The 14,385-nt window shown below is 54.4% G+C and carries 9 protein-coding genes; 2 read left to right on the forward strand and 7 right to left on the reverse strand.

Annotation, left to right across the window (positions count from 1 at the left end):
* Positions 1-193 precede the first annotated feature (193 nt).
* Together B036_RS0118700 and pulA are read right to left on the reverse strand one after the other, a co-directional pair.
* Complete coding sequence (locus B036_RS0118700; RefSeq protein WP_020570261.1) at positions 194-1,369, reverse strand: AIR synthase related protein; 1,176 nt, start codon at positions 1,367-1,369, stop codon at positions 194-196.
* A gap of 112 nt (positions 1,370-1,481) precedes the next feature.
* A complete protein-coding gene (gene pulA, locus B036_RS0118705) occupies positions 1,482-3,485 on the reverse strand; it encodes a type I pullulanase (RefSeq protein WP_020570262.1) in 2,004 nt (667 codons plus the stop codon).
* Positions 3,486-3,806: 321 nt separating this feature from the next.
* Here pulA and B036_RS0118715 point away from each other — a divergent pair, with 321 nt between their 5' ends.
* Entirely contained in the window at positions 3,807-4,865 is a 1,059-nt protein-coding gene (locus tag B036_RS0118715; protein ID WP_026232119.1) for a hypothetical protein, read from the forward strand.
* Positions 4,866-5,150: 285 nt separating this feature from the next.
* Positions 5,151-7,916, forward strand: a complete 2,766-nt coding sequence (locus B036_RS0118720; RefSeq protein WP_052333978.1) for a caspase family protein — start codon at positions 5,151-5,153, stop codon at positions 7,914-7,916.
* A gap of 469 nt (positions 7,917-8,385) precedes the next feature.
* Here the strand turns inward: B036_RS0118720 and B036_RS0118725 are convergent, their stop codons facing one another.
* From B036_RS0118725 to dgoD, 5 genes are all read right to left on the reverse strand, one after another.
* The gene (locus B036_RS0118725) at positions 8,386-9,183 is read right to left on the reverse strand and encodes an alpha/beta hydrolase (protein ID WP_044103152.1); all 798 of its coding nucleotides are present in this window, start codon (positions 9,181-9,183) and stop codon (positions 8,386-8,388) included.
* 9 nt (positions 9,184-9,192) lie between these two features.
* Complete coding sequence (locus tag B036_RS0118730; RefSeq protein WP_020570265.1) at positions 9,193-9,543, reverse strand: hypothetical protein; 351 nt, start codon at positions 9,541-9,543, stop codon at positions 9,193-9,195.
* Between the two features lie 224 nt (positions 9,544-9,767).
* Positions 9,768-10,925 (reverse strand): carboxypeptidase-like regulatory domain-containing protein, encoded by a 1,158-nt coding sequence (locus B036_RS0118735; protein ID WP_020570266.1) that lies wholly within the window; start codon positions 10,923-10,925, stop codon positions 9,768-9,770.
* 160 nt (positions 10,926-11,085) lie between these two features.
* Positions 11,086-12,408, reverse strand: a complete 1,323-nt coding sequence (locus B036_RS0118740; protein ID WP_020570267.1) for an MFS transporter — start codon at positions 12,406-12,408, stop codon at positions 11,086-11,088.
* Between the two features lie 379 nt (positions 12,409-12,787).
* On the reverse strand, positions 12,788-13,945 hold the full coding sequence (gene dgoD, locus B036_RS0118750; protein WP_020570269.1) for a galactonate dehydratase: 1,158 nt from the start codon (positions 13,943-13,945) through the stop codon (positions 12,788-12,790).
* Positions 13,946-14,385 lie beyond the last annotated feature (440 nt).

A 14,385-nucleotide genomic window follows, 5' to 3' on the forward strand; every position in this document is an offset into this window, starting at 1 on the left:
CCGGTTATTTGCTGAATTCGCCACGGAATTTGTCCTCGTGCTTGAGCATGTAACTCAGTAGCTTTTCAACTTCGACGGCATCGTTTAGTGATTCGCGTATTCGAGGTCATTAATGTACTTGGAACGACGAGCAAACCTTAGCCAAGTCATGGTTCCATAATTTTCTCCCTGAATCCTGACAACTAAATACTGACTACTCAAAGTAATCCTCCACCCCACCCGGCGTATGCAGCCGCACCGAGGGCTGGTCAGCCGCCTCCACGAAACCGACGATCTGCGCATCAATGTTAAACCGGGCGGCGATGTCTAGTACCGTTGCAGCACCTTCGGCTGGCAGGTACACCTCAAGTCGATGGCCCATATTAAACACCTGGTACATTTCGCGCCAGTCAGTTCCACTTTCCTTACGGATGAGGTCAAATAGTGGGGGAACGGTCAGGAAGTTGTCCTTCACCACCCGAACGTTGTCAATAAACTTAACGACTTTAGTCTGCGCACCGCCCGTGCAGTGGATAAGGCCGGCGATTTGGGGCTTCAGTTCGTCAAGCAGGACCTTCAGGACGGGAAGATAGGTTCTGGTCGGGCTGAGCACCAGTTTTCCCGCAGGCATTGTGCGCCCCTGGCCAATGTCTATCTGCTCAGTCAGGGAACGGCTGCCGGTATAAATGACGGAGCGGGGTACTTCGGGATCGAAGCTCTCGGGGTATTTATCCGCGTACGCATGCTTGAAGACATCGTGGCGGGCAGAGGTCAGTCCGTTGGAGCCCATGCCTCCGTTGTATTCGTCTTCGTAGGAAGATTGTCCGTAGCTGGCTAACCCGACAATTACGTTTCCGGGTTTAATGTTATTGACGACCAACCGATCGCGGCGAAGCCGGGCAAAGGTGGTAAAGCCGACGTCAATCGTGCGGACAATGTCCCCCACATCGGCGGTTTCACCGCCGGTCAGGTGCAAGCCTACCCCCTGATCGGCCATACGATCGGCAAATTTCTGCGCGCCCTGAATGATGGTTTTCAGCACTTCCCCGGGAATCCGGTTCTTGTTACGTCCGATGGTGGAAGAAATCAGGATGTTGTCTACCGCTCCGACGCAGCCCATATCGTCCAGGTTCATCACCAGGCTGTCCTGCACAATGCCTTCCCACACGGAAAGATCACCTGTTTCCTTCCAGTAGAGGTAGGCAAGACTGGTTTTGGTGCCTGCCGTATCGGCGTGCATCACGTTGACCCAGTCTGGATCGCCACCGGCGACATCAGGTAACACCTTACAAAAAGCCTTTGGGTACAGCCCCTTATCAAGCCCTTCAATGGCTTCGTGGACCTCAGATTTGGTAGCGGAAACGCCGCGTTGCTCGTATTTACTGGACATGGCGGCAAAGATAGTCAGAGAGTCAAGTAGTCAAAGAGTCAGGGAGTCAGAAAGTCACAGCTTAAGAGCGTGCCTGACTATTTGACTCTCTGACTATTTGACTACTTAGGCTTTACAGCCGTTTGACCAAAACATTGGCCGATCGCCCCGCCACATCAAACTTTCCCGTCCGGATCCGGCTGACCCCCTCCATATCAACAATCCGTTCGTTTACCACCGGCGTCCAATCTCCGTTGGGGAGCACAACCCGTTTCGGATCTCTGCTGCCGTTAAAGACGACCAATATATCGGACCATTCGTCTCCGGGAGCATCAACGATGCGGTAAACCACCAGCTGATCGTCCCGCGTATCCATGAAAGTCAGGTGTTTACTGATCAGTTGCGTAGCGCCGAGGCGGAAGGCCGGATGCATCTTCCGCATTTCGATCAGCTTTTTAACGTAGTCTACGGTTATCTTTTCACTGCGCTTTGCCCCCCACCGGATCATATTGATCCCGTCACTGGATTTGTAGGAATTCTCTTCCTTATTCTTAGAACGCAGCATTTCCGTACCTGCGTGCAGAAAGGGGATGCCCTGGCTGGTCAGTACAATGGCCAGCGCAGTACGTTGCATCTGTGCACGCCTGCTACGTGGATCGGTTGGGTTACTGATCGCCAGGCGATCAAACAGCGTATGATTATCGTGGCAACTGACGTAGTTGATGCACTGCGCCGGCTCATTGGCCCAGGGGGCATTAGAGTAGTTGACGCTGTCGTAATCAATCTGCGGGTGTTCCGTTGAGCCCACTACCCCGAAACGGATAGACATGTCTTTGCCCCGGGCTCCCGATACGAAGCCTTGCTCTTTGTGCTCGAACACACTGCCCTTAACCCCGTCTCGCAGGTCATCGCTGAAGGCAGCAATATTGATCAATTCGCGGGTGTTGGCTTTAACGGCCTTGAGGCTGTCTGGCAGCGGGCTGTCGCCCGCCGTCCATCCTTCGCCGTAAATCAGGATGGTGGAATCGATGGCGTGCAGGTTCTGGCTGATTTCGTTCATCGTCGGAATGTCATGAATCCCCATCAGGTCAAACCGAAAGCCATCCACGTGGTATTCCCGAACCCAGTATTCTACGGATTCACGGATGTACTTACGAACCATTGGCCGGTCGCTGGCAATTTCGTTCCCACAGGCGCTGGCGTTGCTCATACTCCCGTCATCGTTGAAGCGGTAGAAATAGTCGGGGATGAGGTGCTGAAAATGGCTGTCTTCGCTCCGCCCGGTATGGTTATAAACTACGTCCATTACCACCCGAATTCCGGCATCGTGCAGGGCTTTAACCATCTGCTTGAATTCCCGGATGCGTACTTTGCCATCGCTTGGGTTAGTGGAATAACTACCTTCCGGAACGTTATAATTCTGCGGGTCGTAACCCCAGTTGTATTGCGGCACTTCCAACTGGGCTTCGTTAACGCTCATGAAGTCGAAGCTCGGCAGCAAATGGACGTGGGTGATGCCCATTTCCACCAGGTGGTCAAGACCGGTGGTATCTCCCTGTGGGGTGACGGTACCACGTTCGGTAAGCCCGAGAAATTTTCCTTTGTTGGTGATACCGGAGCGGGGGTCGATGCTGAGGTCCCGGACGTGGAGTTCGTAGAGTATGGCGTCGGTGGGGGCCGCCAGGGGCGGCGCTTTGTCTTCCGCCCAACCTTCCGGGTTGGTATCCGCCAGATCAACTACCTGGCCGCGCAGACCGTTCGTTCCCGCCGCCCGGGCGTAAGGGTCGGTTGCTTCCTCACCCCACTTGCCGTGCTGTTTGATCTGGTAGGTGTAATAAGTGCCGTCCAGATCACCTTCCACGACCTTCATCCAGGCACCGTTGACCTGCTCCATTTCAATGCGTTCGGTGGCGGGTGCATCGGGCGAATCGGAGGCGTAGAAGTTCACCCGCGCTTCCTGCGCGGCGGGCGACCAGAGCTTGAAAGTGGTGGCTTCAGCAGTATAGGTAGCGCCCAAATCCTTGTAGGGATACACGGGATAGGCATCAAGGGATTCGAACACGGGTTGATTGTCTTGGCAGCTGGTTAACGCAATAAAAAGTACGCCCGACAGCAATACCGGGAGGGTGAATTTCATATGTGACATACTTAGGATAACGCAGATTACGACGATATGATGGGTTTCACAAGTTTTCTTTTTTTTGCGGGGCCGCAGGTGCCGGGGGAAGGGATAAAAAAAGCAAGGTAGTATGGGGAGCAAAGGACTTGGCAAAAGCAATAGAGAAAAAGGAGGAGGGATGGTGATTCTTGGGTTCTTTTCTTTCGAGGGCGAGTGGGCTGCGCCCCGAGAATTCTCGGGGCGCAGCCCACTCGCCCTGAAGTGTTCTGAGTAGCAATCGGCTGTACCCAATTGAAAAACATATATTTATTATCTTAACCCGCTCAAACACCCCTATTCATGCCTTCACCCGTTTCCCCCGACTTAGGTCAATTACGCGCGTTGATCGCCAGCGGCCGAAGCGACGAGGTAATCAATACGCTGCTGGCCTATGCCAACAATACCAGCGATAATCGATTGCAGACGCAATTAGTAATGCTCAGCGGACAATGGCAGAACCTACATCTCCCCTCCACTACCGCTACCCAACCCCAGGAGTACATCGACCGGCAGAAAGCCAGGATCACCCAGGGCCTGCTAGCTGTGCTTGACCAATTGGAACGGAACGTACCTTCACCGGTAGTAACCGTTCCGCTGCACGAGGCACCTGCCGCCGGCACTCCTTCCCCTGCACCTGCGTCCGCGCCACCTGATCCTGCTCCTCTGCCTCCAACGGCCAGCCGCTGGAAAGAGACCGCCATCAAGGTGGCCGCCATCGTCGCTTTTCTGGCGGGTGTTGCTGAGCTATCGGGGTATTCCCTGCGCGACATATTTGCTTCCGCTGAACCTACTGTGGTTACGACTCCACCGCAAAACAATACCGACGTACCGGCTACGACTACAGCCATCGACACGCCGGCTGTAGTACCGCCACCAACCCGCGCGCCACAACCGGGGCAGCCCGAAGGCCGTACCGTGCCAGCGAAGCCAACTACCCGTGAGCAACCTGTTGCCACCACCAATCTAGCCCTCAACCTAAAGACCAACAAAGGCACCGACAATCTGGTCTTTACCACCGGCGAAGACCTGGAAATCTTCTACCGCGTCACCCAGCCCTGTACCCTCCGCGTCCTCTATAAACTGGCCGACGACGAGGTCGTCCTGATCCAGGACAACCTGGCCGTAAGCGATGCCTCCACCGGCCAGTGGATCTCCCTCGGCACCTTCGAAGTCAGTGCCCCCTTCGGCGCCGAAAGCCTCCACGTTTTCGCCAGCTCCGGCCCCTTCCCGCCCCTGACTACCGCCTACAGCGACGGCTACCAACTGGTCACCGAAGGCCTCCCCAACGGCCTGCGAAAAACCCGCGGCATCAAACGCAAGTTTGTAGAGCAAAAACTCCTGATGACGACGCAAGAGTAAGTATTCACCCGAAAATACACCCTATTTATGTTTCGATTTATCGTATTGTTCCCACACTATTTTATATCATCCTTTAGAGTGTGTATAAATGGGGAGTCGTCAATTCACAATTACTTAACTATCAATAACGAAGCGCTCCCCTCTCCCGGGGAGAGGGGCCGGGGGAGAGGCGACTTGCCAGCGATGTATAGTAGTATCCTCCTGTTCCTTTGCCTCTGTTCTTGTCCACTTTTTGCCCAGTCCACCCAGCCGGTGCTGCGACTGGACTTGGGAATACATACGGCAATGATCAGAAAAATCGACGTCGATTATTCTGGTAAAAATATACTTACCCTTAGTGATGATAAGACCGCTAAACTATGGAACGGGGAAAACGGAGCACTGCTCCGTACTTTGAGGGTCCCCATCGATGAAGGGAATTTCGGGAAAACTTATGCCGGGGCCATATCCCCCGACGGAACAATTGCTATTGTAGGTGGGTGGAGCAAGTCGCGTAATCACGACCTCTATATTTTCGACGCGGACACCGGGAAAATGCTCCACCGTATCGGTGGGCACAGCAATGTTATACTGGACATAGAATTTAGTCCCGATGGCCGCTTTTTTGCCGCCAGTCTGGGGGGAACTGACGGGATACGTGTTTATAGTACGTCTAATTTCAAAAAAGTAGGAGAAGACACGGACTACGGAAGCGAATTATACAACCTGGCTTTTGGGGCCAACGGTAGCCTCGCGACGGTTAGTAACGACGGTTTTGTGCGACGCTATGCCGCTGACTTTACGCTTAGCAATAAAAAACAGCTGGGCAAGGATAAACGGCCGTACTCCCTGGATTTTTCACCGGATGGCCAGTTACTGGCTGTTGCTTATGACAATTCTCCTAACCTAAGCGTGCTTGATGCCCAAAGCCTCGAAGAGCGATATCAGCCTGACATTACGGGAGCAATTACGATAAGCACTAGGTTAAATAAAACCTCCTTCTCCAAAGACGGAAACCAGCTAATTGCCGGAGGTTACAATAGCAAAACGGTTGATGGCGTTTATGGCTATTGTTTACGAATTTGGGACAAGCAGGGAAAAGGACCTTATACAGACCTAGTGGTGAGTCAGAATACTATCATGGATCTAAAATCCACTACTAGTGGCAATATCTTGATCGGGGGGTCTCGGCCTGACTGGGCAATTGTCTCTGCCAGCCTGAAGGAGCGCGTTGAATACACAGGAGCTAATGCATTATATTTCAATATTCACCAACGATCCCACTTGCTCCTGAATCAAGATGGAACCCGTGTAGGGGTTAGTCCCCACAGTCAATTACCCATAAACTTCGATTTAACTGCGGGCACCCTGCAAGCGGATAAATTTACCGGAGAAAGCTTCACTGCCAGCCGGGGTAAACTGACAATTACGGACTGGCAAGACGATGTGTCGCCCAAGCTAAATAACCAAAAGCTCAACTTTCTCCAAGCCTATGAGCAATCCCACTCCGTAGACATCAACGGTAGTGGAAGTGCTATCGTAATCGGGGGAAGTTATGATTTGTACAGCCTCAATGCCGAAGGCAAAAAAATATGGGACACTGACACTCCAGCAACTACCTGGGCGGTCAATATCGCCCCCAACGGCCGTGTTGTCGTAGCCACCCACGGCGACGGCGTCATCCGCTGGTACCGAATGACGGACGGCAGGCACCTCCTCAGCCTCTTCATCCACCCGGACCGGGAGCGCTGGGTCTGCTGGACGCCCGATGGCTACTATAATGCCTCCCCCGGTGCGGAGGAGTTCCTCGGCTGGCACGTCAATCAGGGGATGGACAAGGAAGCGCTTTTTTATCCGCTCTCCCGGTTCAGGGACAAATATTACCGGCCGGATGTGGTGCAGCGGGTCATCATGACTGCCGACGTGGAGGTAGCCCTGCAGCAGGCCGACCAGGCCCGGGGCCGGGCTACCTCCACCACCCGCAGCGTCGCCAATCAACTCCCGCCCCTGATTCGGATACTGAGTCCGCCGGGTGGCAGCACGGTCAGTCGCCGGGAAGTGACGGTGCGGTACGACATCACCTCGCCGAACGGCGAGCCGCTTACCGGCCTGTCGGTACAGATTGATGGTCGGCCCATTCCCGGGCAGCGGGGCATCAAACCCAAAGGTTTACGTGGAGATATCACCGTTCAGATTCCCGCGACGGATTGCCGGGTTTCCCTACTGGCCAGCAATAGACACGGCAAAAGCGAACCAGCGTCGATTGACCTGAAGTACGTCGGCTCCGCTTCAGGTTCCCCCGTCAACTTCAAGCCGAACCTCTACCTGTTGTCCATCGGCGTGGCCGATTACAAAATTGACGACTTCGACCTCGACTACTCCGACAATGATGCCCGCGACTTCTATGACCTGATGAAGACCCAGCAAGGGCTGCTCTACAATAAAGTCCACTCGCGACTCCTGGTCGACCAAGACGCCACCAAAGACAACATCCTCGACGCCCTCGACTGGCTCACCAAGGAAACCACCCAGCACGACGTGGCCATGATCTTCTTCGCCGGCCACGGTCTGGAGAATGATCAGGGCACCTTCTACTACCTCCCCGTCGGGGCCGACGACGCCAGCCTGCGCCGCACCGCACTGATGAAGGACGAGATCCGGGAAACGGTGGCCAGCGTAGCGGGCAAGATCGTGGTCTTCATGGACGCCTGTCACAGCGGCGGGGTGATGCGCACTACGGGAAAACGGCGGGAAGTGCCCAACGTCAACGGGATCATCAACGAGCTGATCAGTGCGGAGAACGGGGCGGTGGTCTTCAGTTCAAGTACCGGCCGGCAAAAAAGCCAGGAGGACACTAAGTGGCAGAACGGGGCTTTCACCGAGGCCTTGCTTGCAGGATTGAAGGGCGGTGCCCGCTACGGTGGCGATGAGCATCCCAATCAGGTCACTTGTAAATCGTTGGACCTCTTCATTTCCCGCAACGTTAAAGAACTGACTAATGGCAACCAAAGTCCAACTACTGTCTTCCCGGTGAACGTGCAGGACTTTCCGATTTTTATTTTGCCTCGGTAGTACAGGCTAATCTAAATTTGTTGACTTAGCTGCTGGTCGGGCGGGGGAAATCACTACGGCCTGCACACAAGTTTACAGGCCCGCAGTTTTCTCATCCGATGTAGGGTGGTTAGGATTTCAAATCAGAAGGTTTTCGAGGAAGCGCTCGTCGGCCGAGGCGCGACGTAGGAGCTGACTCGTCCGCCGAGAGATTCCGGCCATATACGACCTGTCGGCCGACGAGTCAGGCCCTTCAGGCCGCCTCGGCGGACGAGCGGTCTATCCGTAAGCTCTCATATTCTAACCACCCTACATCCGATCATTTAGAGCACCGTAAAGATGTGTGTAGTCCGTAGGGGCAAGCCCCGTCCGAACGGAATGAGCCAGGAAATTTCTGAAATGATCCATTAGCAGGCGATAGGTTCCGGGATTAGTTTTTAAGGAGTGCCAGGAATTCTCGGGGCACAGCCCGCGCGCCCTTAAAAGGAAGCTACTCCCCCACTCTACCGGCCAGCTTAACCACCTCCCCAAACATTGAGTTTAAAATCGCGCCCCGGTGGCCAATGTTCGGCATTTCCACCAGTTTGATCCGGTCTGCTGCCAGGGCTTCCAGTTCTTCGCTCATGGCTACAGGGATAAGCTCATCGTCGGTTCCGTGGAGGAGATAAACGGGTGCAGACGATGCTGCGAGATGCTTACGGTTATTAAGGCCATACTTCATCAGGAAGTCGGGAAACATCCAGAAAAACTGGTTTTTCATGGCCGTCAGGCTGGTGTAGGGCGCCACCAGGACAACTGCCCGGGGATCATTATTCGCCGCCAGAAAACTGGCCGGACCGGAACCCAGGGAATACCCGACCAGTATGATGTCTTTTTCGGCATAATCCTGCTTCAGCCGTTCGTAGACCACCTGAAGATCATCGGTCATGTTTGCTTCACCGCCAATTGCGCCTTCACTTTTTCCAAAGCCGCGGTAATCCACCAAATAAAGGTCGAAACCCAGCGATTGGATAGCGCGGGTCTGGTACAGGCTTCGGCCATTATCGCCAACGTTGCCGTGCAGGTAAAGGATCACCCCCCGTGGGTTCTCTTTTTGCAAGTGAAGGGCGTGCAGCCGCACGCCGTCGGGCATGGTGACCCACTCTTCCGGGTAATCCCCGTAGCTGTGATTTGCCGTTTTTTGGTGCGGATGAAAAATCAGGGCTTCCTGCTGAAAGTACAACAGTCCGCAGATGATGAGGTAGATCACCCCCAGCGTAATTCCAATCCGTTTCAACCACTTCATCATAAGGTTTTTTTACTGCTTAGGTATGGCGCCGGTGGCCTGTCCAAAAAAGAACACGAACTGCTGCATCTGGTTGGCCAGTTCCTCGTTTCCGGTGGCTTTAAAGTAGGTATCTGCCAAACCTCGGAGGGTTTGGTACATGAACCGGTCCATCTCCACGACCTGCATCTCTTTTGTCCACAAATCCACCTTCATGGTTTCCTTGGTTTGCGAGTTGAACAGGGCGAGCAACATTCCTTTACAAGCTTCACTGGGTCCGGGTTTATCCGATGCGCCCCACTTCATTTCGACGGGCATTTGATCTGCATCCAGCCCTACTTCGATGGATATTTTGCTGCGTTTTTTTACGATATTTTTCGCCATTGTGCTCTATTTTTCGCGAAGGTAAGGCGCGGGCGCGGGATGCCGGGGGAGGTTGTTGAGGAGCGGGGTTGGAATCATAAGATCGCTCATCGGCCGACCACCGAAGGCAGCCGCGAAACGAAATCGCCGCGGGAGCTGGCTCGTCCGTCGGGCGATCGACAAGAGAACATGAGTCCTCCCCCTTGTTCCTTCGCCCCTTTTCCGGCACCTGCGGCCGCGCCCAACTACTCTTCTTCATAAACATAATCCACGGGTAGCAGCCAGGCTAAGCCCCGCGTGCCCATATAGCCGGAGAAAGCGATCGTAGCATCGCCGAATACACCGCCGGCAAATATTACACAACGGTCAGCCTCAATGTAAAAAGAAGATTGCGCCGGTTGGCTGCGACGCCATTTGCCAGGCGGTAGTGGCCGTTGTTTTCCGTCGGCGTAGTACAATACTGTAAAGGTCCGTCCGCTCAGCCCCCTGAGTTCCCATGTTTTTTCATTGACCTGGTGCAGGTGTGTCCGTAAATCGATCTCCAGAACCGCCTCCTGTTTAGTGACCTCGTCTTTAACGGTCTCCACAATTTTAAACCCGTTTTGGGGCAACTCATTCGCCAATAAGGCCCGGGCAAAATGCATCGAAGAACCAAGGTAAGCACGCTGGCGATTACGAAGATGCTTACGTTTCACCTCTTTAGAATCTGCAAAAAAGAAGGTGCCCAGATAGGCCCGGCGGCCCTCGGCGTATTGCGCCCTGAACTGGTTAAGGTCCATCCGTAACACGTAGGCCAGATGCGGTAATTCGATCTCCAGGGGCGCAACGGTAGCAGCTTTTAGGTTCACCGCCTCGTCGAAGTAATATTCTTTCCCATCTCCGGACCACCGCGCGTTTTCATTGTCTCGTTCGAGCAGTTTGGTTCTCATGTTTTCTGACCAAACGGTTATCTTTTTCTCCACGTAATCCCGATCAAAACGGAGCACTTCGTCGTTCCGGATGCTGGAGGTCTTACCCCAATCATCCGTACCTAGTAACAGTAATTTAAATTCTGCCAGGGTCTTTTCACGTAAGTTTCGATCAGTGACCTCCACGCCAGCCAGCACTTCTTCGCGGGGAGCCAGCCGAATGGACAATTGCCCGGAAGAACTGGTTACCGACAATGCCTGGTTTACGTAGTTGAGGTGACTGACGACCAGGGTGGCCGGCAGGGCAACATCACGCAGAAAGAAGCTGCCGTCATCCCCGGTCACCTCCCCTTTGCTGGTCCCGTCAAGGTAAACGGTGGCGAAAGAAACCGGTTCGCCCGTTACCTCGTCGACGAGGGTACCGGATAGATTCGCTTGTGAGTGACCAATTATTGTTACGCACAGCAGGATTACTAAAATACAGAAGCGAGGCATAGCAGGGGTTACAGGGCTTGCAAAATAGGATTGTTTTGAAGATTGGCAGGAAGGAATATTGCGTTTTGTATGGCTCCTTGCAGCACGTGGCAATATTGTAAACCCCTTTAACCCTAACGGGCTGTCGGGGTCAGGGGGCTTGCGGGCGTACGACAGCCAGCTAGTCAAGAAAATGCTCGTCCACTCCCCTTTCTTTAATATCATCCCCCCTTTCCCCAACAACATCCACCCGCTCAATCGTGCCCACCAGGAATAAGTAGCTACAGAACCCAAGGAAGGCCATCCCACCGATAAAGAACAGGGCTGGGGAAAAATCACCATCCTGTACGAGGTAACCGATCACCGTGGGGGTAACGACGCCGGCCAGGCCACCAATGAAATTGAACACGCCGCCTACCAGGCCAATCAGCCGGGTCGGGGCCAGCAAGGAAACAAATACCCACGTGATCGACGCCAGGCCGTTGCCGAAGAAGGCCAGGGCAAGAAAGAAGATGATCAGCGCCGTGTTGTCGGTATAGTTGGCACCAATAATGCTGATGGACAACAACATTCCTACCAGGATCGGTCCCTTACGCGAAGCTTCTTTGGAGATCCCCCGGCGAACGAGGAAATCCGAAGAAAAGCCTGCCAGCAAGACACCAAAAAAGGCTGCCAGGAAAGGAATGGAAGCCAGAAAGCCAGATTTGATAAAGTCAAGACCGCGATACTCCACCAAATAAGTAGGAAACCAGGTCAGGAAAAAGATGAACAATGATCCCATGCAGAACTGTCCCAGATAAATACCCCAAAGCTTTGGGTGCCTGAATGCTTCGGCCAGGTCAGACAACTTAAAATTCACGTGTCCCTCTGCGTTCTGCTCATCACTGATGATGCCGCCGCCTGCTTTGATCAGTGCTAACTCCTGCTCGGAGACGGTCTCATGATCCTGTGGATCCCGGTAAAAAGCGTACCAGATTCCAGCCCAAGCGATGCCCATCAAACCTGAAATAACGAACAGCCCCCGCCAGCCGTAGTAAGCCTGAATTGCCACCAATGCCGGCGTCAGAAATGCCAGGCCGATGAACTGACCGGAAGTATACATAGCGATGGCCGAAGCGCGTTCCTCCTCCGGAAACCAGCTGGTTACGATCTTATTATTGGTCGGATAAGACGGTGCCTCGAACACGCCGATCGATGCCCGCAGACCGATCAACGCCCCCAACGAACTCACCAAGCCCTGAAAGAGTGTCGCCAACGACCACATAACCAGAATGATCGGATACAATATCCTCGGCTTCACGTAATCCACCAAAATACCGCCGGGAATTTGCAGCAGGGAATAAGTAAGGCCGAAGGCTGAAAAGATCAGGCCCAGCTGTACTTTCGTCAGCGACAGGTCCTCTCCTATGGCTGCGGCAGCTACCGAGATGTTACTCCGGTCCATGTAGTTGATGACTACGGTGACGAAGATCAGGGCTAGGATGTTGAAACGTTTTTTGGTCATGATTTTTGAGTTGCAGGTTGCAGGGGTCGCTGCGCTCCTGTTGCAGGGTTGCAGGGGTCGCTGCGCTCCTGTTGCAGGGGTTGCAGGAGTCGCTGCGCTCCTGTTGCAGGGGTTGCAGGAGTCGCTGCGCTCCTTATTGCAGGGTTGCAGGGGTCGCTACGCTCCTTGTTGCAGGGTTGCAGGGGTCGCTGCGCTCCTGTTGCAGGGGTTGCAGGGGTGGCAGGAGTCGCTACGCTCCCGTTGCAGGGGTTACAGAAAAAATGGCCGCTGAACGAACGAAGTGAGTTTCCATGTGCAGTAGCTGCAACGCGCCGAAGGCGCTCTGCAACAAGGAGCGAAGCGACCCTGCAACGCGCCAAAGGCGCGCAGCGCCCGGCGCCTACCACTCCGCAACCGCCCCATCCGGATTCCGCCAAATAGGATTCTTCCAGGAGTGGCCGATTTTGGCAGCTTCGCGCACCTTCTCTTCGTCGATTTCGATGCCGAGGCCGGGTTTGGTCATCAGGGAGACGTGGCCGTCGCGCAGGCCGAAGCCGTCAGGGTCTTTGAGATAGTCTACCAGGTCTGTACCGACGTTGTAGTGAATACCCAGGCTGGTTTCCTGGATGATGGCATTGTAGCAGTTGAAGTCGATCTGCAGGGCAGCGGCCAGGGAAATGGGGCCGAGCGGACAGTGGGGCGCGATGGCCACGTCATACGCTTCGGCCATTGTGGCAATCTTTTTTACCTCCGTAATGCCTCCGGCATGACTGAGGTCCGGTTGCAGGATATCGACGGAGCCCTCCTGAAGGATGCGTTTGAAATCCCAGCGGGAGAACATCCGTTCGCCGGTGGCGATCGGGGTGGAGGTATAGTCGTGCAGCGATTTAAGGGCTTCGTTATTTTCTGCCAGCACCAATTCTTCGAGGAAGAAGGGGTGGTAGGGCTCGAGGGCTTTGGCAATGGCTTTGGCCTGCCCTTTGTGAACACGACCGTGGAGGTCTACCCCAATCAGCAGATCATCTCCGCCAGCTTCGCGAATGGCGGCCATTTTGGCCGCGGCTTGCTTCACTTTACTCAGCGAATCGATCCACTCCATCTTTTCCACGGCATTAAATTTCACGGCGGTAAAGCCATCAGCCATGCGTTTTCGGGTAGCTTCCGCCAATTCCTCTGGTGTTTCGGCGTTCACCCAGCCGTAAATCCGGACTTTGTCGCGCACGGAACCGCCGAGCAGCTCGTAAACGGGGACGCCCAGAGACTTCCCCTTAATGTCCCACATAGCCTGGTCAATGCCGGAGAGGGCACTCATCAGAACGGGGCCGCCCCGGTAAAATCCACCCCGGAAAATCATCTGCCAGAAATCTTCGATCTTGTTGGCGGGGTGGCCGATAATGTGGGTTTCGAGCTCTTTAATGCAGGCCTCGACGGTATCGGCACGGCCCTCCACTACGGGTTCTCCCCAGCCAACGGTGCCGTCGGCGGTGGTAAGTTTGAGGAACAGCCAGCGGGGCGGCACCTTGAAGAGTTCGACTTTGGTGATTTTCAAGTGTTGCATGATGGGTGGTTCGTGTAAGGCTTCTATGATCGAGCCTAAGGTAGGTATCCCATCTTAATTCAGCCTCAGAACATCCCTTCCCCGTGGGGCATGCACCGTAGGTGGTAATAAAGCGATCATTTGATGTAGGAATCCCTCAAGCCCGTCGGACGGCTAAAAAGAATAAGAAGGAGGCGGGGCCGCAGGTGCAAGGAGAGGATGGATGAGCAGGGCGGGTAAGTCTCCAGGCCCCGTCAGTAGGGCGGTTCGCCTTTTGCTCCTTATTCCCTTTCTCTGCACCTGCGGCCGCGCCAAAAATGCATCCTCCACCAACCTTTCCCAATCCCGATTATACCGTTCTCCGTCTCTTTCACGCCCCACACAAAGGACCATCAATAAATAGAGAACTTAACAATTCTTGCGCTGTTACTTTTGCTCGCCAGCTGCGCTGACCCCCCAAG

This window comes from Neolewinella persica DSM 23188 (assembly GCF_000373105.1).
Taxonomy (GTDB): domain Bacteria; phylum Bacteroidota; class Bacteroidia; order Chitinophagales; family Saprospiraceae; genus Neolewinella; species Neolewinella persica.

What these genes read in the sequence shown, in the direction of transcription:
- B036_RS0118715 (WP_026232119.1), top strand. Translation starts at nt 3,807, where the DNA reads ATGCCTTCACCCGTTTCCCCCGACTTAGGTCAATTACGCGCGTTGATC.
- pulA (WP_020570262.1), bottom strand. Translation starts at nt 3,485, where the DNA reads ATGAAATTCACCCTCCCGGTATTGCTGTCGGGCGTACTTTTTATTGCG.
- B036_RS0118700 (WP_020570261.1), bottom strand. Translation starts at nt 1,369, where the DNA reads ATGTCCAGTAAATACGAGCAACGCGGCGTTTCCGCTACCAAATCTGAG.
- B036_RS0118735 (WP_020570266.1), bottom strand. Translation starts at nt 10,925, where the DNA reads ATGCCTCGCTTCTGTATTTTAGTAATCCTGCTGTGCGTAACAATAATT.
- dgoD (WP_020570269.1), bottom strand. Translation starts at nt 13,945, where the DNA reads ATGCAACACTTGAAAATCACCAAAGTCGAACTCTTCAAGGTGCCGCCC.
- B036_RS0118720 (WP_052333978.1), top strand. Translation starts at nt 5,151, where the DNA reads ATGATCAGAAAAATCGACGTCGATTATTCTGGTAAAAATATACTTACC.
- B036_RS0118730 (WP_020570265.1), bottom strand. Translation starts at nt 9,543, where the DNA reads ATGGCGAAAAATATCGTAAAAAAACGCAGCAAAATATCCATCGAAGTA.
- B036_RS0118740 (WP_020570267.1), bottom strand. Translation starts at nt 12,408, where the DNA reads ATGACCAAAAAACGTTTCAACATCCTAGCCCTGATCTTCGTCACCGTA.
- B036_RS0118725 (WP_044103152.1), bottom strand. Translation starts at nt 9,183, where the DNA reads ATGATGAAGTGGTTGAAACGGATTGGAATTACGCTGGGGGTGATCTAC.